Origin of the sequence: Ideonella sp. BN130291, from assembly GCF_036231905.1 — a bacterium.
Classification (GTDB): domain Bacteria; phylum Pseudomonadota; class Gammaproteobacteria; order Burkholderiales; family Burkholderiaceae_C; genus CAMLIZ01.
The window spans coordinates 320,460-341,136 of the sequence record NZ_JAZARE010000005.1; the positions used below are offsets into that span (position 1 = coordinate 320,460).

At 70.1% G+C, this 20,677-nt stretch carries 17 protein-coding genes; 6 read left to right on the forward strand and 11 right to left on the reverse strand.

From position 1 onward, the window contains the following. Window positions 1-6: 6 nt before the first annotated feature. The 4 genes from VPH43_RS12905 to imuA are packed head-to-tail and all read right to left on the reverse strand — an operon-like array spanning window position 7 to window position 3,997. Window positions 7-1,239 (reverse strand): type II toxin-antitoxin system HipA family toxin, encoded by a 1,233-nt coding sequence (locus tag VPH43_RS12905; protein WP_328578110.1) that lies wholly within the window; start codon window positions 1,237-1,239, stop codon window positions 7-9. Further along, window positions 1,236-1,574, reverse strand: a complete 339-nt coding sequence (locus VPH43_RS12910; RefSeq protein WP_328578111.1) for an XRE family transcriptional regulator — start codon at window positions 1,572-1,574, stop codon at window positions 1,236-1,238. The genes VPH43_RS12905 and VPH43_RS12910 overlap by 4 nt, the downstream gene beginning before the upstream one ends. Before the next feature lie 47 nt (window positions 1,575-1,621). After that, the gene (locus tag VPH43_RS12915; protein WP_328578112.1) at window positions 1,622-3,160 is read right to left on the reverse strand and encodes a Y-family DNA polymerase; all 1,539 of its coding nucleotides are present in this window, start codon (window positions 3,158-3,160) and stop codon (window positions 1,622-1,624) included. Window positions 3,161-3,178: 18 nt separating this feature from the next. Continuing rightward, window positions 3,179-3,997 carry a translesion DNA synthesis-associated protein ImuA gene (gene imuA, locus VPH43_RS12920; protein WP_328578113.1) on the reverse strand — a complete coding sequence of 273 codons (819 nt, stop codon included), beginning with the start codon at window positions 3,995-3,997 and terminating at the stop codon, window positions 3,179-3,181. A gap of 98 nt (window positions 3,998-4,095) precedes the next feature. Between imuA and VPH43_RS12925 the strand changes: the two genes are divergently transcribed. Both VPH43_RS12925 and VPH43_RS12930 read left to right on the forward strand, forming a co-directional pair. Beyond that, entirely contained in the window at window positions 4,096-5,136 is a 1,041-nt protein-coding gene (locus VPH43_RS12925; protein ID WP_328578114.1) for a bifunctional helix-turn-helix transcriptional regulator/GNAT family N-acetyltransferase, read from the forward strand. Next, window positions 5,133-5,519, forward strand: coding sequence for a YchJ family protein (locus tag VPH43_RS12930; protein WP_328578115.1), 387 nt, complete (start codon window positions 5,133-5,135; stop codon window positions 5,517-5,519). Before VPH43_RS12925 ends, VPH43_RS12930 begins: the two co-directional genes overlap by 4 nt. Before the next feature lie 18 nt (window positions 5,520-5,537). Here the strand turns inward: VPH43_RS12930 and pdxR are convergent, their stop codons facing one another. Further along, the gene (gene pdxR, locus VPH43_RS12935; RefSeq protein WP_328578116.1) at window positions 5,538-7,037 is read right to left on the reverse strand and encodes a MocR-like pyridoxine biosynthesis transcription factor PdxR; all 1,500 of its coding nucleotides are present in this window, start codon (window positions 7,035-7,037) and stop codon (window positions 5,538-5,540) included. Window positions 7,038-7,194: 157 nt separating this feature from the next. On the opposite strand from pdxR, the gene VPH43_RS12940 reads away from it, so the two are divergent. The 4 genes from VPH43_RS12940 to VPH43_RS12955 all read left to right on the forward strand — a co-directional run bounded on the left by VPH43_RS12940 (window position 7,195) and on the right by VPH43_RS12955 (window position 11,996). Continuing rightward, window positions 7,195-9,972 carry a TonB-dependent receptor gene (locus VPH43_RS12940; protein WP_328578117.1) on the forward strand — a complete coding sequence of 926 codons (2,778 nt, stop codon included), beginning with the start codon at window positions 7,195-7,197 and terminating at the stop codon, window positions 9,970-9,972. Continuing rightward, window positions 9,947-10,675 (forward strand): DUF1223 domain-containing protein, encoded by a 729-nt coding sequence (locus VPH43_RS12945; RefSeq protein ID WP_328578118.1) that lies wholly within the window; start codon window positions 9,947-9,949, stop codon window positions 10,673-10,675. Before VPH43_RS12940 ends, VPH43_RS12945 begins: the two co-directional genes overlap by 26 nt. Further along, window positions 10,669-11,139: a hypothetical protein gene (locus VPH43_RS12950; protein WP_328578119.1), complete on the forward strand. Its 471-nt coding sequence runs from the start codon at window positions 10,669-10,671 to the stop codon at window positions 11,137-11,139. Before VPH43_RS12945 ends, VPH43_RS12950 begins: the two co-directional genes overlap by 7 nt. A 152-nt stretch (window positions 11,140-11,291) precedes the next feature. Then, entirely contained in the window at window positions 11,292-11,996 is a 705-nt protein-coding gene (locus tag VPH43_RS12955) for a pseudouridine synthase (RefSeq protein ID WP_328578120.1), read from the forward strand. Window positions 11,997-11,999: 3 nt separating this feature from the next. On the opposite strand, the gene VPH43_RS12960 is transcribed toward VPH43_RS12955, so the two are convergent. The 6 genes from VPH43_RS12960 to VPH43_RS12985 form a co-directional block, all read right to left on the reverse strand. Then, the gene (locus VPH43_RS12960; RefSeq protein ID WP_328578121.1) at window positions 12,000-12,989 is read right to left on the reverse strand and encodes a sialic acid TRAP transporter substrate-binding protein SiaP; all 990 of its coding nucleotides are present in this window, start codon (window positions 12,987-12,989) and stop codon (window positions 12,000-12,002) included. A gap of 40 nt (window positions 12,990-13,029) precedes the next feature. After that, on the reverse strand, window positions 13,030-14,433 hold the full coding sequence (locus VPH43_RS12965) for a TRAP transporter large permease (protein WP_328578122.1): 1,404 nt from the start codon (window positions 14,431-14,433) through the stop codon (window positions 13,030-13,032). Further along, the gene (locus VPH43_RS12970; protein ID WP_328578123.1) at window positions 14,433-15,056 is read right to left on the reverse strand and encodes a TRAP transporter small permease; all 624 of its coding nucleotides are present in this window, start codon (window positions 15,054-15,056) and stop codon (window positions 14,433-14,435) included. Before VPH43_RS12970 ends, VPH43_RS12965 begins: the two co-directional genes overlap by 1 nt. Next, window positions 15,053-15,754 (reverse strand): FadR/GntR family transcriptional regulator, encoded by a 702-nt coding sequence (locus tag VPH43_RS12975; protein WP_328578124.1) that lies wholly within the window; start codon window positions 15,752-15,754, stop codon window positions 15,053-15,055. Before VPH43_RS12975 ends, VPH43_RS12970 begins: the two co-directional genes overlap by 4 nt. Before the next feature lie 297 nt (window positions 15,755-16,051). Further along, window positions 16,052-17,572, reverse strand: a complete 1,521-nt coding sequence (locus VPH43_RS12980; RefSeq protein WP_328578125.1) for a hypothetical protein — start codon at window positions 17,570-17,572, stop codon at window positions 16,052-16,054. A 283-nt stretch (window positions 17,573-17,855) separates the two neighbouring features. Beyond that, entirely contained in the window at window positions 17,856-20,648 is a 2,793-nt protein-coding gene (locus tag VPH43_RS12985; protein ID WP_328578126.1) for a putative bifunctional diguanylate cyclase/phosphodiesterase, read from the reverse strand. Between the last annotated feature and the right edge of the window lie 29 nt (window positions 20,649-20,677).

Below are 20,677 nucleotides of genomic sequence, written 5' to 3' on the forward strand. Positions count from 1 at the left end.
CGGCCTTCAGAACCCCTCTCGCTGCGTGCGCAGGAAGGGCCGGTCGATCTGTTCGGCCAGCAGGGCGATGTCGCGCCGGGCCACACCCGCTTGCTCGAAATGCCCGGCCCAGCCTTGCACCACGCCACACACGCGCCGCACCTCGGCCGCGGCTTCGTCCTTCTTCAGCGCGAACAGGCCGTGCATCGACATCGCGTTGTCCAGCGTCGAATCGGCTTCATCCGTGCCCACCCGCATCTGCTGGTAGCCCAGCGCCTGGCCTGAGGGCAGCACGTCGAAAGCCGGTGAGAGCTCCCAGTGCTGGTTGGCATGGACCAGCAGCACATGGTTCTTCTCGTGGTCGTCGGTGTTGTCGATCAGGATGTTGAACACCATGCGGCGAAACAGCTCGCGCATCTGCTGCACGTTGACACCGCCTTCAGCCACGCCGCGGCGGCGCAGCAGCTGTGCGAGTTCCGGATACCCCAGGCGTTCACCAGCGGCCTTGAGCGCCACGCTAGCCGACAAGGCGTGGATGCGCCGCCCACCCTGGCGGTCGAAGCGCTTGACCGCCACCGCATGGCCATCGGCCAGGCGCAGCGGCCGGGTGATGGCGCTGCGGATGCCGGCCGTGGCCGCCAGCGTCATGGACGCATGCTCGATCAGCGGGGAATCGACCGCGTCGCCGTCGGAGAACTTCACCACCCACTGTTCGCCGTCAACCTCGATCAAGGCCTTGGGCCGCGCGCCGCCCATGGTGACACCGGGCGACACCAGCCGCTTCTGCGCTTCGGGCACCGGCTCGTTGTCGAGCACCTTGCGCACCAGCTCGTGGATGGCCTCGGTGTCGGCCAGCGTGGGCAAGGGCCCGAACCGACGCGGCGCGTATTGCTCGCCCGAAGTGGAGACCCCCAGTGCGCCAAAGCGTTCGTCGCCGGCGAAATACAGGAACTCCATCAACGACAGGCGCGGCGGCTTGTCGAGAAAGCGGATCAGGCGCTCGCCCCAGCGGTCGGGCCGGGCGTCGTCCACCGCGCCGGCGGCACTGTCCCGCTCTTGCGGCAGGAATTCGCCGCTCACCAGCGGCAGGTCCTCGCTCAGGGCAAAACCCTGGCGCAGCCAGGTGTCGCTGTAGCGCAGCGACACGCCGCGCAGCGAGCGCACCATCTGCAGCTCGCCCACCAGCACCGGCTGCTCGGGTTGTTGCAGCAGCCAGAGGAAGAGCGTGTCGCGAGGCTGGTAGGCAGCGAGGCCGTTCACGTGCTGCCCTCCTTGCGCCGCACGGCGCGCCGGCGCATGGCTTCCCGCACGTCGAGCTCCAGCGCACCCCGGTCCTTCTCGGGATCGGCCAGGTCCGGCAAGGCCGGCGCACGGCCCATCATCCACAAGGCCGTGGCCAGGATGCCGATGCTCACGCCGGGATCCCCCTGCTCCAGGCGGATCAGCGTAGGCACCGAGACGCCCAGGCGCTGGGCCCACACACGCTGCGATTCCTTGCGGCGGATGCGGGCGATGGCGAGGTGGTCACCCAAGCGGCGCAAGGCTTCAGCAGCGGCCGGCGGCAGGGTGGACAGGGCTTCGGAGGGTTTTGGCATTACATAGATATAGTTTTTTATGCCAGTTTGGTCAAGTTTATTTAAGTTCAACCAAACCTCCCCTGCAGGTACCAGCCGGAGCCCGCATCGTCGTCGTCCAGCGCTGTGGGCAGGCGGTCGCGGTAGATCCAGACCAGCGCGCCGTCGGGCCCCGCGGCGATGAAGTAGTCCCGCTGCGCCAGTGCGCCGTCCCACCAGCCGGTTTCTATGCGCTCGGGGCCGCTCAGCAACTGCAGCGGCTGGCCGTCGAGCAGGGGCTTGAACTGGCGTTCGGGCAGGGGCTCCGGCTCAGGTAGCAACCACACCGGCCGGCTGATGTGAGCCCGCAGGTCCGCGGCGGCGATGCTCCTCCCCAGACAACCGCTTTCAGTGGGCGTCGGCTGCATGGGAGCGAGCACGCCGCTGCACTCGGGCCGGTGGTCTGACTTCAACCTCAGCTGCTGCACCTGCTCGCGCCCCAGCCGGGCCTGCAGGCGCTCGATCAGGCGGGTGAAGCCTTCGCGCTCGCTGCGCGGCGTGGGAAAGAGTTCGTTGTTGGGTGGCGCACCTTTCACCACCTGGCTGCAGTGCAGGCTCAGCTCCAGGGTGGGCGCGGCCAGCACGGCATTCGCCAGGCGTTCGCGCAGCAGCAGTTGCAGGTGCTCAGCGTCGGCCGAGGGTTCGGCCAGGGCCACTTCCAGGGTGCTTTGCTCCGCCACCGAGCGGCCTTCGCGATGGCGCGGCTCATGGTGCATGCGCAGCAGGAAGCGCCCCACCCGCGCATGCTGGGCCTGGGCCCAGGCCACCAGGCGGCGCAGCAGCACGGCGGCGCCATACAGCACCTGCTCGGTGGTGTCGGCGCGGGCAAACAGCTCCAGCCGGCTGTCGAACACCGGCGGCAGGCTGATCCAGGCGCTGGGCTGCGGCTGCAGGCCGTAGGCGCGGTCCAGGTCCTGCAGCAGGCCGGGGCTGAAGCGCCGCGCCACGCCGGAGCGCGGCAGGCTGCGCAGGTCGCCCAGGGTGTGCAGGCCCATGCCCTGCAGCGCCTCCCAGTGTTCGCGCCCCGGCCCCAGCAGCCACACCGGCACACCATCGAGCCGCTGGGCCAGGGCCTTCAGGTCGGTGGTGTGGCGGCCGAATTCGAAACCGGCCTGCCAGCGCGCCAGCAGCAGCGCGCCCAGCGCCGTGGGCGCGGTAGCCACCTGCAGCGCATGGCCCAGCGGCTGCAGCGCGGCCTTCAGGCGCTGCAGCAGGCGCTGCAGCCCGCCGAAATAACGCAGGCTGGCCTGCACCTCCAGCAGCACCCCATGCCCGTCCTCCTGCAGGGCCACCGACGGCGTGAACGCCAGGGCGGCATGGCCGGCGGCCTGCAGCTCGAGGGCGTCGCGCAGGGGGTCGGCTTCACCCAGCACCAGCGTGGGCGCCAGGGCGAGCGCGGTGGCGCGCTTGTGGCCGGGTTTGATGCCGGCGCCGGCCGCCTTGGCGTCCAAGGTGGCGATGCGGTGATCGGCCAGCAGGGCGAGCGGCTGGCCTTGCTGTTCAGCGCCCAGCGTGCTGGCAAAGGATTCCAGCGACAGCAGGGGCAGGTGAACGGCGATCCAGAGCATGGGGGGCGCGCATGGGCGTCACAGGCGGGCCAGCGAGGGTGCGGGCATGTGCGGCGTGGTGTGCTCCACGGCCTGCTGCGGATCGGCGGGCGGCTGGGCCTGGCGCTGCAGCACCTCGGGCAGCACCGGCGCCAGCGCCAGCTGCAGCGGCTGCAGCAGGGTGGGCCCCCGGCGCTTGAGCACCCGCACGGCCAGCTGGTCGGGGGCCGACGGGCTGAGCTGCAGACGCAGCGGCGCAGCGCTGGCCCGGCTTTGCGCGCTGGCATCCCGCAGCACGAAGGCCGGGCCGTCATGCTGGTGGGCGGCCAGCTGCAGGCGGCGCATCACGTCAGCCCGCAGGCGCGCCGGCAGCCAGGCCAGCACCGCGCCCACATGGCCGCTCTTGAGCGCCTGCTCCAGCGCCCACAGCACGTCGGCATTGGGCAGCAGCTCGCGCGCGGCCCCGCGCACGCCGGCGCGGCCCTGCACGATGACCAGCTGCTGCACCGCAATGCCCAGCTGGGCCCAGCCCGGTGCGCACAGGCAGGCCGGCGGGTCGAACAGCATCACCACCCGGCCGGCGGCGGCCACCTGGCGCAAGGCCGGGGCCAGCAGCCGCAGCTCGCCGATGCCGGCATGCGGCAGCAGCAGCTCGCTCAAGGCGCGGCGCGGCCAGCCGCCACCCGGCAGCTCCAGGTCCAGCGCGGGGAAGCCGCTGGGCACGGTGTCATCGCGCCCGCGACCCAGCTGGTGGGCCCGCCACAGCGTGGGGTGGATAGCCTCCGGCGCCAGGCGCGACCGCCCTGCCGCCGGGGGCGCCGGCGGGGCGACGGGAGCAGCAGCAGGCGGGAACAGCATGCGCCAACTGTATGTTCATACAGGTGTTCATGCAAGTCGATTGATTGCCAAAAGCAACCTTTTGGGCCCAGAATCATCGCTTCCAGCCAAGGAATGCCATGTCCACCGCCCTGCCCCCCAGCAGCCTGTCCAGCCTGCCCGCGCCAGCCAGCCTGCCCACCCTCATCGCCCAGCGCGCCGTGCGGCTGCGCGCCTTCAACCGCTTCTACACCCGGCGCATCGGCGTGCTGCAGGAGCGCCTGTTGCACAGCGATTTCAGCCTGCCGGAGTGCCGCGTGCTGTGGGAGCTGGCGCACCACGACGGCGTGACGGCCGCCACCCTGGCGCGCGACCTGGACCTGGACCCCGGCTACCTGAGCCGGCTGCTGCGCTCGCTGAAGGAGCGCGGGCTGATCGACAGCCAGCGCGCCCCGGACGATGCGCGCCAGGCCCTGCTGCACCTCACCCCGACCGGGCGCGACGCCTTTGCGCCGCTGAACGAGCGCTCGCAGCAGGAATCCACCGCCCTGCTCGCCCGCCTGCCCGATGCCCAGCAGCAGCAATTGATGCAGGCCCTGCAGACGGTGGAAGAACTGCTCGGCGCAGGCGCGGCCCTTCCGCCCACCCCGGTGGTGCTGCGGCCGCACCGCCCCGGCGACATCGGCTGGCTGATCTCGCGCCACGGCGCGCTCTATGCCAGCGAATACGGCCTGGACGGCCGCTTCGAAGCCCTGGTGGCGCACATCGCCGGGCGCTTCCTCGAGCAGTTCGACCCGGCGCGCGAAGCCTGCTGGATCGCCGACCGGGCCGGCGAGCCGCTGGGCTGCGTGTGCCTGGTGCAGGCGCGCGACGAGGCCACCGGCCAGCCGGAGCCCGGCACCGCCCAGCTGCGCCTGCTGCTGGTGGAGCCCGCCGCCCGCGGCCTGGGGCTGGGTGCGCGCCTGGTGGCCGAATGCGAACGGTTTGCCCGCCAGGCCGGCTACCAGCGCATCCGCCTGTGGACCCAGAGCGACCTGCAGGCCGCACGCGCCATCTACCGCAAGGCCGGCTACCGGCTGGTGAGCACCGAGACGCACCGCAGCTTCGGCCCGGAGCAGGTGGCGGAGAACTGGGAGCTGGAGTTGGAGGAGGACGGCGAGGCGCAGAATCGCGCGCCATGAATTCGCCCTCCGGTGCCACTTGCCCCTGCGGCACCAACCTCCCCTACGCCGCCTGCTGCGGCCGCTGGCATGGCGGCACGCCCGCACCGGATGCGCAAGCGCTCATGCGTTCGCGCTACAGCGCCTTCGTGCTCGGCCTCACCGACTACCTGCTGGCCACCTGGCACCCGGGCACGCGCCCGGCCACGATCGCGCCCAACGAGCCCGGGCTGCAGTGGCTGGGCCTGCAGGTCAAGCGCCACACGCCGATCGACGCGGATCACGCCGAAGTGGAATTCGTCGCGCGCAGCAAGCTCGGTGGCCGCGCGCACCGGCTGCATGAGCTGAGCCGCTTCGTGCGCGAGGACGGCCGCTGGTACTACGTGGACGGCGATCTGCGTTGATGCTCGCGGCAGGCTGCGTCACACCGCGAGGCCGCCCGTGGCCCTGGCAGGCCGGGCGCCCGCGAGAGGCGCCACCTCGGCGAGGCACCGCCCCAGCAGCCGCGTCGCGGCATTGATCTGCGTCACCGACAGCGCCGCAAAACCCATCAGCAGGCCCGGCACCCGGGGCGCTCGCGCAAAGTGCGGCGCGATGGTGTGCAGGCCGAGGCCGCGCTCGGTGGCCAGGTCGACCAGCCGGCTGAACTGCGCCTGGCTGAAGCCGGGCAGCCAGGCCACCAGGTGCATGCCGCCGCCGCTGTCCTGCACCTGCAGCGCATCGCCGCAGTGGACCTTCAGCCCCTGCAGCAGCGCGCGCCGCCGGCGCTTCAGTTCCACCGACGAGCGCCGCAGGTGGCGGTCGTAGGCGCCGGTGGCCATCAGGTGGGCCACCGCGGTCTGCTCGATCGCGCTGCAGGCCAGGTCGGCCAGCATCTTGGCGCGCACCATCTCCTCCCGCAGCCCTTGCGGGCACACCACGAAGCCCAGGCGAATCGACGGCAGCAGGGTCTTGGAGAAGGTGCCCACGTAGATCACCCGGTCCTCGCGGTCCAGCGATCGCAGGGCGGGCAGCTTCAGGCTGTCGAAGCTGAACTCGCCGTCATAGTCGTCTTCCAGCACCCAGAAGCGGCGCTCGCTGGCCGCACGCAGCAGCGCCAGCCGGCGCGGCACGGTCAGCACATGGCCGGATGGAAACTGATGCGAGGGTGTCACCACCACCAGCTTCACCCGCTCGGGCGGCAGGCGCGCCGCATCCAGGCCCTCGGCGTCCACCGGGACGTGAAGCACCTGGGCGCCATGGGCCTGGAAACACTGCTTGGCGAGCTGGTAGTGCGGATCTTCCAGCACCACCGTGTCCTGCTCGTTGAGCAGCACGCGGGCGAGCAGCGTCATGGCCTGCTGCGTGCCGTTGAGCACGATCACGTCGTCCGGGTCGCAGGAGATGCCGCGCCGCGGGCCCAGGTGGGCGGCGATCTCGCGGCGCAGCGCCGGCAGCCCCTGCGAGCCCACGCCGCGCGCCTCGGTGTGCTGCGCCGCATGCGACAGGGCACGGCGCCACACGGTGAACAGCGCCATGTCGACCAGCGGTTCGCCGTATTGCAGGTCCAGCCGCAGCTTCTCGTTGCGCCGGCCCAGCGACAAGGGCGGCAGCGCGCGCAGGCGGGCCGCATAACGGGTCTGCGCCTCCACGCCGGTGGCAGCGCGCATGCGCCGCGGGCTGGGCAGCGTGTCGGCCACGAAGGTGCCTGCGCCCACGCGCGAGACGGCCAGCTGCTCCGCGCACAGCAGTTCGTAGGCCGCGAGCACGGTGTTGCGCGCGAGGCCGAGTTCGCCCGCCAGATCGCGCGTGGATGGCAAGCGTGTGCCGGGCGGCAGGCGCCCGTCCAGGATCGCGCGCTTGAGTGAGCGCAGCAGCTGCCCATACAGCTCGCCCTTGCCATCGAGTTCCAGCACCATGCGCAGCTCGCGAAGTGGTTCCACCAGCGGCGATCGTAGAGCGGGTGGCACGGAACCACCAGCCCATGCACGACGGGGCCGCTTGTCAAGCGGATTGGCTCCATGTGAGCTGCGCTCCAGTGGCACTTCATGAGGCCACCACCGCCCGGGACACTGCCTCGCTCAACAGCCGAGGATCCCCATGACCCACACTCTTTCGCGCGGCGCCTGGCTGGTGCACGCGGCGTTCGGCCTGGCGGCCGCGGGCCCTGCCTGGGCGCAGGCCGATGCGCCGCAGCCGGACACCCAGCGCGTCACCATCACCGGATCGTCGATCAAGCGCATCGATGCGGAAACGGCCTTGCCGGTGCAGGTGATCACGCGCGATGAGATCTCGCGCTCCGGCGTCACCAGCACCGAGCAGCTGCTGTCCAGCGTGTCGGCCATCTCCGCCATGGGCGCCACCACCAACGCGATGGGTGCGGGCAGCTCCACCGGCGGGCTGTCGTCGGTGTCGTTGCGCGGGCTCACCGCCGACCGCACGCTGGTGCTGGTCAACGGCCGCCGGCTGGCGCCCTTTCCCGGCGGGGCCAGCGCGTCGGTCAACGTGAACACCATTCCGCTGGGCGCGATCGAGCGGGTGGAGGTGTTGAAGGACGGCGCTTCCGGCGTGTACGGCAGCGACGCGATCGCGGGCGTGGTGAACTTCATCCTCACCAAGCACTTCGACGGCGTGGAGCTGAGCGGCTCGGCCGGCACGCCCACGCGCGACGGCGGCGGCAAGTCGAAAAAGGCCGGCATCGTGGCCGGCTTCGGCGACCTGGACGCGGACCGCTTCAGCGTGGTGGTGTCGGGCTCGCTGGAAAAGGAGGACCTGCTGTTCGCACGCGACCGCAGCTTCGCGCGCAGCGGCAACGTCTATCCGTACTACGAGAGCGGCGCCACCGGCCAGGGCAACATCGAGGGCGCCTGGATCCCGGGCATGACCTTGCAGGAGGTGGAGGCCAGTGGCGGCCCGCGTTTCTTCCGCTCGCCCAACAGCAGCTACGGCAGCCCGGTGGCCTGCGACACCATGGGCATGTTCCAGCGCGCTGCCGGTGGCTTCGAAGGCGCGCCGGTGTGCGCCTTCGACAGCGCGCCCTATGTCGGCCTGGTCCCCAAACGCGAGCTCGCCAGCTTCACGCTCAATGCCACCTGGCGCGCCAGCGAGTCGCTGGACGTGTTCGCCGACGTGCTGTGGGGCCGCAGCAAGGTGACGCAGAGCTTCCAGCCCAACCCCCTGCGCGCCTCCTTCCTGGAAACCGATGCGCTGTTTGGCGAACGCGGCGTGGACCCCGCGCTGCTGCTCTATCCGGACAACCCCAACTACCCCACCGCTTACCTGCAGGCTCGCGGCTTCACCGACCTGATCGGCCAGCCCTTGTCCATCACCTCGCGCGAAACGGTGCTGGGCAACCGCGTCAACCAGGACACCAACACCCAGCTGCGCGCCACCCTGGGCGTGAGCGGCCGCGTGGCCGAGCAGGACGTTGAAGTGGCGGTCTCGCACAACAGCAGCCAACTCGAAGGCCGCGCCGTCGGCGGCTATTTCTCCCAGGTGGCCTACGTGGCGGTGATCAACGACCCGGCCAACAACCGCCTGTGGAATCCGTGGTCACCGAGCGGCACGCAACCGGCCGAGCTGGCCGACAAGCTCAGGGCCACCGCCTACACCGGCCAGACGCTCAACGGCCAGGCCACCACCGACCTGGTGGACGGCAAGATCACCGGCAACGCCTTCACCCTGCCCGGCGGCATGGCGCAATACGCCCTGGGCTACCAGGGCCGGCGCGAGAAGTACAAGACCGAGCCGAGCGAGGCGCTCTTCTCCGGCGACATCGCCGGCCTGGGCGGATCGGTGGCCCCGGTGGACCGCTCGCGCAGCGTGCATGCGGTGTTCGGTGAACTGAGCGTGCCCATCGTCAAGCGCCTGGAGGCCACCCTGGCGGTGCGGGGCGACAAGTACAACGACGTCGGCTCGACCACCAACTACAACGGCAGCCTGCGCTGGCGCGCCACCGACTCGCTGATGCTGCGCAGCTCGGTGGGCACGGGCTTCCGCGCGCCCACGCTGGTGGATTTGTGGACCCCGCAGACCCTGGGCAACTCCGAGCAGTTCGACGACCCGGCCACCGGCCAGACCGACCTGCAGGTCAATGCGCTGTCCGGCGGCAACCCGGCGCTCAAGCCCGAGAAGTCGCAGCAGGTGCTGGTGGGGCTGGTGTTCTCGCCGATCCGGCAGTTCACCGCCACGGTGGATGTGTTCCGCATCCGGCTGCGCGACATCATCAACCTGCCCTCGGTGCAGGAGGTGGTGTCCGGCTTCCGGCGTGGCGACCCGGCCTATGCCGGGCTGGTGAGGCTGAGCCCCACCAACGAGATCCAGCAGGTTTCCACCATCCTCACCAACGCAGGCGATGCCAGGCTCTCGGGCGTCGACGTGGAGCTCGGCTGGCGCGACAGCTACAGCTTCGGCCGGCTGGATGTGAACCTGGTGGGCACCTACATGAGCCGCTTCGACGAGACCTCGCCCGGCGGCTTCGTGTCGCACAAGGTGGGCACCCTGGTCGATGACAACGGCGACCCGGTGCTGGGCGCGCAGAATGGCGGCGTGGTGCTGCGCTGGAAGCACACGCTCACCGCCAACCTGAGCCACGGCGCGTGGAGCGGCACCCTGGTGCAGAACTTCTACAAGGGCTACCGCGACGGCAACGACCTGGAAGGCCGCGCGCACTTCGTGCCCAGCCGGGCCACCTACGACGCGCAGGTGGCGTGGCACGGCTGGCGCGGGCTGAAGCTGGCGCTCGGGGTCAAGAACCTGCTGGACAGCGATCCGCCGGTCTACATCCCCGTGAGCAACCAGTTCCAGACCGGCTATGACGTCAGCCTGTACGACCCGCGCGGGAGGTTTGTGTATGTCAATGCGTCCTATCGTTTCTGAGCTCGCGCTGGCCGCGGCGCTGCTGGCCGCCGGCACGGTGATGGCCGAGCCCGCCTGCCGCGTGAGCGCGAGCGGGCCGCCGCCGCAGGTGGTCGAGCTCTACACCTCCGAAGGATGCAGTTCCTGCCCGCCGGAAGACCGCTGGCTGTCCGGGCTGAAAGGCCAGCCGGGCGTGCTGCCGCTGGCCTTCCACGTGGACTACTTCGACAACCTCGGCTGGCGCGACCGCTTCGGCGACGCAGCCCACACCCGTCGCCAGAAGGAGCAGCTGCGTTTCAACGGCGCACCCGCCGCCTACACACCCCAGGTGGTGGTGAACGGCCGCGACCGCCGCACCGCCAAGGTGGAGGCGCCGATCAATGCCGGCGTGGCGCTGACCCTGCAGCGCGAGGGCGACCGCCTGGTGGCGCAGCTGTCGTCCCAGGCCACCGCGCCGATCACGCTGGCCGGCTTCTGGGCCGCCACCGAAAACGATCTGTCGAGCGCGGTGGGCGCGGGCGAGAACGCCGGCGTCACCCTGCACCACGACTTCGTGGTGCGTGACTACCGCAAGCTCAAGCCCTTCACCGTCAAGCCGGGCGATGCCCTCACGCTGGACTACGCCGGCCTGGGCCACGAGGGCCGGCGCGCGGTGGCCCTGGTGTTGAGCGACGCAGCATCGGGGCGCCCGGTGCAGGCGCTGCGCTGGAGCCCCGGATGCTGAAGTCGGCCCCTTGGCTGACGGTGGGCACCGCCTGGCCGCTGGCCACGCTGGTCGCCGGCACGCTGGACCTGCTGTATGCCTGCGCGGTGAACGGCCCCAAGGGCGCGCCGCCGTTGCGTGTGATGCAGTCGGTGGCCAGCGGGCTGTTGGGCCGCGCCGCCTTCGAGGGCGGGCTGGCCAGCGCCTTGCTCGGGGTATGGCTGCACTTCGTGATCCTCGCCGTGGCGGTCGGCTTGTTCTGCGCCGTGGTGGCCCGGCTGCACGTGCTGGCGGCCCATCCGGTGTTGGCGGGGCTGCTGGCGGGCGCAGTGATCTTCGCCGTGATGAACGCGGTGGTGGTGCCGCTGTCGGCCGCGCCCTTCCGCACGCTGCACACGCCTTGGCAGGTGGCGCGGGACCTGCTCGCCCACATGCTGCTGGTGGGGCTGCCGGTGTCGCTGCTGGCGGCGCGGCCACTACGGTGATCCGTAGTGCCGCCAGCCGCCCGCAGGGCCTGCAGCGGCACCGCCACGGCAGATACTCGCAGGCTTCCCGCCACGGGCCGCGAGCACAGGCGAACGCATGATCTACTACTGGATGACTCGACGCGAGGCCGCCTCCCGGCCTGACGGTGAACGTGCAGCCCCACCCAGCCCTGCCCATCCTGCACCTGGACGAGCACATCGTCGCGATCGACAAACCCGCCGGTCTGCTGGTGCACCCGAGCGCCCTGGACGCCCATGAGGAACGCAGTGCGCTGAAGCTGCTGCGTGACCAGCTCGGGCAGCGCCTGTGGCCGCTGCACCGGCTGGACAAGGCCACCTCCGGCGTGCTGGTGTTCGCGCGCCATGCCGATGCGGCGCGCCAGTGGGGCCAGGCCTTCGAGAGTGGCGCGGTGCGCAAGCGTTATCTCGCGCTGGTGCGCGGCTGGCCGCCCGCGGCCGGCGAGATCGACCATCCGCTGGCACGCGACCCCGAGCTGCCCTCCACCGGCCAGCCGATGCTCGCCTCGCTCACGCGGTATGAGCGGCTGGCCTGCATCGAGTGGCCCTTCAGCGTGGACGGCCGCCATGCCAGCAGCCGCTATGCGCTGATGGCGGTGGAGCCGCTGAGCGGGCGGCGCCACCAGATCCGGCGCCACTTCAAGCAGATCGCGCATCCGCTGGTGGGTGACACCACGCACGGCAAGGGCGCCCACAACCGCGCGGTGGCGCAGTGGCTGGGCGTGCAGCGGCTGTGGCTGCATGCCGAGCGCATCGAGCTCACGGGCGGCGAGGGATTGCCGCTGGTGATCGAAGCCGCTGCGGGCGAGGAGTGGCGGCCCTTGCTGCAGGCCGCCTGAGCGTTACTTCAAGGCCTGGATCTTCTCGTAGAGCTCGCGCGGCCAGGGTGCGTCGGGGCCAGTGACCGCCGGCCGCACGGCGGCGGCAAAGGGCGCGCGGTCCACCTTGTTCACCACCTTGCCACGCTTGACGAACTCGTCGGCCAGCCGGTTCTCCGCGTCCAGGATCTCGGCGCTGGAGCGGGTGGACGCGTCCCACAGCACCGCCTCCAGCACCTTGCGGTCGTCGGCCGACAGGCGCTGCCAGGCCGAGCTGGACACGATGGTCAGCAGCGACTCGGTGATGTGGCCGGTGAGCGTGATGTACTTCTGCACCTCGTAGAACTTCTTGGCGTCGATGGTGGGCAGCGGGTTCTCCTGCGCGTCCACCGTGCCGTTCTGCAGGGCCAGGTACACCTCCGCAAAGGCGATCGGCGTGGGGTTGGCGCCCACCGCCTTGGGGAACATCATGAAGATCGGCGCATCGGGCACGCGCAGCTTCAGGCCCTTCATGTCCTCCGGCTTGGCGATCGGCTTGTTGGACGTCATGTGGCGCAGGCCGTAGTAGGTGTAGCCCACGATCTGGTGGCCGCCGGACTTGGCCTCGTACTGGTTGGCCAGGTCCTTGAACAGCGGGCTGGCGCGGAACGCTTCCCAGTGCGCATGGTCGCGGAAGGTGAAGGGCGCGGCCGCCACCGACAGCGCCGGCAGGGTGCGGCCGGCGAAGGCCATGCCGGTGTAGATGATGTCCACCGTGCCCAGGGTGAGGCCCTGGTTGATGTCGGTCTCCTTGCCCAGCTGGGACGAGGGGAACACGTCGATCTGCACCCGCCCGTTGGTGCGGCGCTTCACCTCGTCGGCCGCCCACAGCGCCTGCTTGTGGTAGCTCTCGCTGGTTTCGTACACATGGGCCCACTTCAGCTTGGTCTGCGCCGCGGCCGCGCCGGCCCAGAGCAAAGCGGAGGCTGCGAGTGTGGCGGCTGCCAGGCCGCGCAGAAGGTGTCGTTTGTGCATGGTGTGTCTCCTGGTGTGCTTGTCTTCTTCGGGTGGACGATCAGGCCAGCAGCCGCGGCAGCCAGAGCGAGATGGCGGGAATGAAGGTCACCAGCATCAGCGCCAGCAGCAGCGGTATCAGCCACGGCAGGATGGCCATGGTGGTGCGCTCCACCGACAGCTTGGCCACACGCGCCAGCACGAACAGCACCAGCCCCATCGGCGGATGCAGCAGGCCGATCATCAGGTTGAGCACCATCACCAGGCCGAAGTGCACCGGGTCGATGCCCAGCTTCTGCACGATGGGCAGCAGGATGGGCACGAGGATGGTGATGGCCGCGGTGGGCTCCAGGAAGCAGCCCACGAACAGCATCAGCGCATTGGCCAGCAGCAAAAACTGCCAGGGCTCGCTGGCAACGCTGAGGATGCCGCTGGCGATCATCTCGGTGGCGCGGGTGGCCGTGAGCATCCAGCCGAAGATGGAGGCTGCGGCCACGATGAAGAGCACGGTGGCGGTGGTTTCCACGGTGTCCATCGAGGCCTTGACGAACATGCGCCAGCTGAGCGACCGGTACCACACGCCGCCGAGGAACAGAGCCCACACGCTGGCCGCGATGGCACCTTCGGTGGCGGTGAACAGGCCGGTGGTCATGCCGCCGATCAGCAGCACCGGCGTCATGATGGGCAGCACGGCGTTGAAGCGGTAGCGCCGGTCGGCCAGCAGAAGCGCCGCCAAGGCGAGCGGGAAGCCGATGTTCAGGCTGATGCCTATGCGCGCCAGCGCCCACAGCAGCAGCGGGAAGGCCGCCACGATGATCAGCTCCACCAGCGCCTTGCCCACGCGCGGGCCGTTCCAGGCCACGTCGCCGCCCCAGCCCTTGCGGTGCGCGATGAAGGCCACCGTGGCCATCATCAGCACGGTGAGCACCAGGCCGGGCATCAGGCCCGCGAGGAACAGCGCGCCCACCGACACGTTGGCGAACATCGCGTAGATCACGAAGGGCAGAGAGGGCGGGATGATGGGCCCCAGCGTCGCGGAGGCGGCCGTGACGCCCACCGCGAATTCGGCCTCGTAGCCGTGCTCGCGCATCGCCTTGATCTCGATGGTGCCCAGGCCGGCGGCATCGGCGATGGCGGTGCCGCTCATGCCGGCGAAGATGACCGAGCCCACGATGTTCACGTGCCCCAGCCCGCCCTTGGCCCAGCCCACCAGCGCGAGCGCAAAGTTGTAGATGCGCGTGGTGATGCCGGCGCTGTTCATCAGGTTGCCGGCCAGGATGAAAAACGGCACCGCCAGCAGCGGAAAGCTGTCGATGCCAGCGACCATGCGGTGGATCACCACAAAGGCGGGCGGGTTGCCCTCGATGAGCACGTAGACCAGCGAGGCCGCCGCCATCGCGATGGCCACCGGGATGCCGGCGCCCATGAGCGCCAGGAACAGCAGCTTGAAGGCACCGGCGCCCATCAGTGCACCTCCATGTCGGGGTCTTCCAGCAAGGAGTTGCGCTGCTGCCAGTGGCGCCGCGCCACGCCGACGCCGCGCCAGGCCATCAACCCGAAACCGGCCAGTACCACCGCGTAGACGATGCCCATCGGCAGATCCACCACCGCCATGCGGCTGCCGCCGATGCGCGTGATCAGCTGCACGGTGAGCCCGCAAGCGCCCAGCAGGAACACCACGCGCACGATGTCCACCAGCGTCGCCATCACCCGCCCCAGCCAGCGCGGCATGAAGCGATAGCAGAAGTCCACCTGGATGTGGTTGTTGCGGCGCACCGGGATGGCCGCGCCGATGAACACCACGCCGATCAGCAGGTAGCGCGCGATCTCCTCGGTCCAGCTGGCCGAATCGTTGAGCGCATAGCGGGTGAAGAACTGATAGAAGACCACCAGGCCCAGCACCCAGAACAGCGCCACGGCCAACCAGTCCTCCAGCCGGTAGCGCTGCAGGTCGATCGCCTCGTCGCTCAGGTGGAACTGGCCGTCGGCGCCCAGCAGCGGCGCGTCGGCCGGTGCCTGCGCCGCAGCCGGCGCGGGCTCGTCCGGCAAGGGAGGCGCGGGGGCCAGCACAGGGCCGATGGAGCTCATTCGTGCACCTTCCAGCCGGAGGCAAAACGCAGCTCGGCGTTTTTCATGTGCAGCTGCATCGCGCTGCGGGCGGCGGCCGGCTCGCGCGACGCGATCGCATCGAGCAGGGCCTCGTGTTCCTGCACCGCCTGGCGCCAGATACTGCGGCCGACGAAGTGCGATTCCAGCCGGGTGTACAGCGGGCCGGTGCGCTGCTCCCACAGCTGCTGCACCAGCAGGAGCAAGGCTGCGTTGCCACTGGCCTCGGCAATGCATTGATGGAAGCGCTGGTCCGCGGCAATGCCCTGGGGCGTGTGGTCGGTGTATTCGCGCATCTCCATCACCGCGGTTTTCATGCGGTCCAGCTGCACGTCGTTGGCATGCTCTGCAGCCAGGGCGGCGCATTCGCTTTCCACCAGCCAGCGCGCCCGGATCACATCGAACGGGCCGGGCGCCGGCCGCGGGTCGGGCGTGCGGCCGGGCGTGGGCCGGGCGGTCACATACACGCCAGCACCGACGCGCACCTCCACCACGCCCTCCACTTCCAGCGCGATCAAGGCCTCCCGCACGGTGGGCCGGCTCACCTCCAGCCGCTCGGCCAGGTCACGCTCGGACGGCAGGCGCGCGCCGACCGGGAAGTCACCACCGAGGATCAGGCGGACGATCTGGTCGGCGATCTGGCGATACAGGCGCCTGGCGTCGGCTACGGCGGTGGACATCGATGACAGCGATTGGTCTGGCCATCAGTGTCGAACCAAGCCAAGACATCTGACAACTCGGCAGTTACGCCTAGGCAGAAACCCGGTAGTCGCCTGGGCGACGAGGCCGATGATGCCTGAACACATACGACAACATCATCACCAATGGTCTTACCAATCCACCGCATGACGGCGCCATGAGCGCTCGCCACCGCCTCCCGCCGGCGCACGATGAGCGAGCAGCACGGCTACGGGCCGAACGAGTTCGTGCCCTGGGCGCTGGGGGCGGTGATGTGAGCACCACCGCCCCGGCGGGCATCACACCCCGTTGAGGAAGGCCTCCAGCACGGCCTTGCGGCGCGGCAGGAACACGTTGTTCAACGCCGGCGAGATCTTGAAGCGCGAGAAGCCCTCGGGTGCCGTCTCACGCGCTGCCTCGGTCACGTGCACGAAGCCGAGCGACGCCGGCCACACCAGGCCGCCGCCCAGGTCCTTGCCGCTGCTCAACTGGTGGCAGCCTGCGCACGACATGGCCAATGAGCGCTGCACGATCTGCGCGGGCGTGAGCGTCGAGCCAGCGGCGGTGAGCTTTTGCTGGATGGCCGTGGCGAACGCCGGCGACTGCGCAAACTGCGCCGGGTAGTTGCTCTTGGTGGCGTGCTGCTGGTCGCCATCACCGGCGTTGAAGCTGCCCGGCAGTGCGTTCATGTTGAACGTGTTGATGTCGTTCACCGCCAGGGTGTTCACCACATTGAGAAACGATGTGCGGAAGTCCGGGCCCTTGGGATGCGCGTCGGTCTCGTTGAACAGCTGGGCGGCCGGTTGCCCATGGGCGGGTTGCGCAATCATCTTCAGGCGGTTGTTGACCAGGGCCATGCGGTACTCGCGCAGCGCCCAGTTGAACTGCATGAAGAGGTTGGTGCGGATCTGGCCCGGCGCGTTGGGCGTGGCAAAACCGTAGTGCGAGGCCCGCACCACCGGCTCGAAGCCCGGCAGGCCGGTGTAGAAGAAGGTCTTCAGGCGGTTGATGCGCTCGGTCTGGTCGGTCACCGTGCTCAGGTCGGCCCAGAACTGCGCCACCGGGCGGCAGCCAGTCAGGTCCACGCCGTTAGGTGCCGGGTTGGGCAGCACACCTTCGAAGATGATCTGCATGCGGTCGGTGGTGACCGTCTGGCCGCTGGTCTTGGCGTAGATGATGCGGTACTCCCCACAATCGGTGCCGCCCTGTTTGGGATCGGTAGCCAGGTCGAAGCGGTTGACCACCGCCACCGCTTGGAAGCTGTTGGGGCCGCCATCGGTCGGGTTGGTGCCCACCAGCCGACCCTCGGCGCGCGGGCAGTCGTACTGGAAGCCGTTCATGGTGGGCACGCCGCCCGTGGATTCGTCATTGCAGTGCCCGCCCTGGCCGATGCCGGGCGCGGGGTTGTGCAGATCCATCCACTGGTCGTAGATCTGCCGTGCCGTCATCGAATTGGGACTGCCCGCGGCCAGCGTGTTGAGCATCTTCAGGAACGGAAACGCCTGCACGAGCGCCACGTCGGTGACGATCAGCGAGCGGCGCGGATCCACTGTGACCGGCGTGGCGGCAGTTGTTACCGCAGTGGTTGCCGTGGTGGGCGACAACAGGCTCTTCTTGCCGGGCTTGCTGGTCTGGCCGCCGAGCGCGGCAATTTGTTCCAGCGTCAGCATGCCGATGCCATCGCGCTCCGCGTGTTTCTCCGCTTTTTTGTCGTTGGCTGCCACCGCTGGCAGCACGGCCAGTGCCACCGTGCAGGCGAGCATCAGGTGGCCCACCCCGCCGGCACGCCGGGGGTTCTTCTTTCTGGAATGCATGTTCATGGCGCCCGCTCTTTCTTTGGTCTACAAGCGGCTTCCTGCCCATCAGGAAGCCCAACACCGGCGTAAACAGGTGCAACCGATGTGCCGGTGAAACGCAGATGAACCCCCCGATTCCCGGGGGTCTGCGACGGCGGAGCGAGTGCACGCTGCCCTAGAGGGGCCGGTGGCCTGTGTGGAAAGTTAGGCGCCGGTTCTCACCGGGGCCATCCCCATGTCGCAGTTACCCCCGCAAACAGGTGGGCTCGCGCTCTTGCGCGCGATGAGCGAACGGCGCTGGCGGGTGCTAGGCCTCGGCGGCCTGCAGCAGCGCTTCGCGTTCGGCCACCAGCAGCTGGGTGGCGGTCGCGGCGGGCGCGGGGCGTGAGTGCAGGAAGCCCTGCACCACATCGCAGTGCCAGCTTTGCAGCATGGCCTCCTGCGCCGGCGTTTCCACGCCTTCGGCGGTGACCGCCAGGCCCAGGCCATGGGCCAGGCCGATGACGGTGCGCACGATGGTGTCGTCCTGCGCGCTGGCGCCGAGCTGGCTCACGAAGGAACGGTCGATCTTCAGCCGGGTGAGCGGAAAGCGGCGCAGGTACGACAGGCTGGCGTAGCCGGTGCCGAAGTCGTCGATCGACAGCTGCAGGCCGAGCTCGCGCAGGGCGTGCAGCTGCGCGATGCTGGCCTCGGCGGCGTCCATCACGCTGCCCTCTGTGATTTCCAGTTCGATCTGCGCGGGGTCCACGCCGGTGGCCTGCAGTGTGCGGCGCACCGTGGCCAGGAAGTCGGGGTGGTTGAACTGGCGCGGCGAGATGTTCACCGCCACCTTCACCGCGCCAAAGCCGGCGTCGGCCCAGGCCTTGGCCTGCTGGCAGCCCTGCTGCAGCACCCAGGCGCCGATGCGCACGATGAGGCCCGACTCTTCGGCCAGGGGAATGAACTGCGCCGGCGACACCATCTTGCCGCCGTCGTGCCAGCGCAGCAGCGCCTCGAAGCCGCAGAAGCGGCCGTCGGCCATGCTGCGCTGGCCCTGGTAATAGAGCTCGAAGCCGCCCTGCTCCAGCGCCTTGGCCATGCGCGCTTCCATGTGCAGCTTGTCGTGCTGGCTTTCGCCGATGCGCGCGTCGTACAGCACATGGGTGTTGCCAGGCTCGGCATGCGTGCGCAGCTTGGCCAGCTCGGCCAGCCGGGCCACCTCGTGCGCGGTGGGGGCGTCGGTGGGGCAATGGGCCGCGCCCGCGCCGATGGAGACGATGAGGTCCTGGTTGCCCACCTCGAACGGCACCTCCATGGCCTCGGCCAGCGCCTGCAGCACCGTGCGCACCCGCTGGGTGTCGCCTTCGGCGCAGCGGAAGATGGCGCCGAAGGTCACCCCGTCCACCCGGTACAGCGTGGCGTCATGGCGGCGCGCCACCGCGTCCAGCCGGCCGGCGATCTGGCACAGCAGCTGGTCGCCCTGCTGGTGGCCCACGCTGCCCACGATGAGGCCGAACTGCTTGACCGAGATCGACACGTTGCAATACGGCTGACCGTGCAGCGCGGTGGTGTGCGCCTCCATGGCGCGCCGGTTCAGCAGGCCGGTCACCGCATCGTGGTGGCTGGCGAATTCGAGCGCCTCGTTGTTCAGCGCCAGCTGCCGGTTGGCCTTGCGCGCCCGCAAGTACAGGCGCCAGGCCACCACGCCGCCCAGCCCCATGGCCGCCGCCAGCAGCAGGCTCAGCGTGCGCTCCATCGCCCGCCGGCCGATCTCCGCCGCCTGCAGCGCGTTCTGGTGTTCCAGCTGGTCCAGCTCGCGCTGGCGCTGCTGGAAGCTGGACTCGCGCTGCAGCTCGATCACCGTGCTGCGGCGGTCGCGCCGCGCCAGCTCGGTCTCCAGCATCAGCGCATCGCGCAGCCGCAGCCAGCTTTCGCTGGTTTCGCCGCTGCGCTCCAGCGCGGCCACGTAGCGGTTGAGCTGGATCAGCAGCTCGGCATCGCGCTTGCGGCTGCCCATGCGCGCCAGTCCGTCGTTGGCCAGCGCCATGCCCTGCTGGATGTGGCCCATGCGGATGTCCGCCAGCCCGATGTTCACCAGGGCCACGGCCAGGTGCGCGTCGTCGTTCTGCGCCTGCGCCTGCGTGCGGGCGCGCAACGCCAGGTCGCGCGCGGCGCCAAAGTTGCCGGCACTCTGGTGCAGCGCGGACAGCGTGAGCAGCGCATCCACCTCGGTGCCCATCCAGCCGTCGCCGCCGGCCTGGGAGTTCACCGGCACTTGCGGTCCGGCCGGCGCCTCCACCAGCGCGGCCAGGGTGGCGTTCTGCGCCTCGCGCCGCGCGCGTTCGCTGCGCCGCGTGTCGCCTTGCGCATCGGCGGCCAACGCCTCCAGCACCCAGCTGGAGATGCGCAGCGAGGGGTCTGTGGTGCGCGCGCCCAGCTCGCGCACCAGCGCCGCCTGGCGCAGCGCCACGCCGAGCTGGCCCTTCACGATGTGCAGGGGCACCAGCCCGAGGTAGGCCTGGGCCTCGCGGCGCGGGTTGCGCCCGCGGCGCGCGGCCACCACGGCGGCCTCGTACATGCGCACGCCCTCGTCGAGGTGGCCGTTGGACGTGGCCATGTCGGCCGCCATCATGTCAACCCAGTACTGCAGGTCCGGGCTGGGCACCTTGTCGGCCAGCGGCAAGGCGCTTTCCACCCAGCCGAAGGCCGCGCGCACCTGGCCGGAGAAGCTCAGCATCGCGGCCTTCAGGGTGTAGGCCGACGCCAGCGCCGCCGGGTCGTGCAGGCGTTCGCCCAGGTCGGTGAGTTCCTCGACGGCCGCCTCGGCCACCGACGGTTTGTCGATGCTGGCATGGGCATAGCCCCAGGCCGCCAGGAAGATGCGCAGGTCGTCGGTGTCGCCGGCGCGCGCGCCGGCCTCCAGCGGGCGCAGCCGCTCGATCACCTGGCCGGGCTGGCTGCCGAACTGCGCCTCGATCTCGAAGACCTTGTCACCGATGGCACCGGCCAGGGCGCCGCCCGTTGCGCCCAGCGCAGCGGTCAGCGCCACCAGCGCCCGCGCCGCGGCACGCAGCAAGCAGCGTCGCGGCCAGGCGGGCACGGAAGGCAGGTGGAGGGTCACCTCCGCTTATCGGCGCCCTGGCAGGCCGG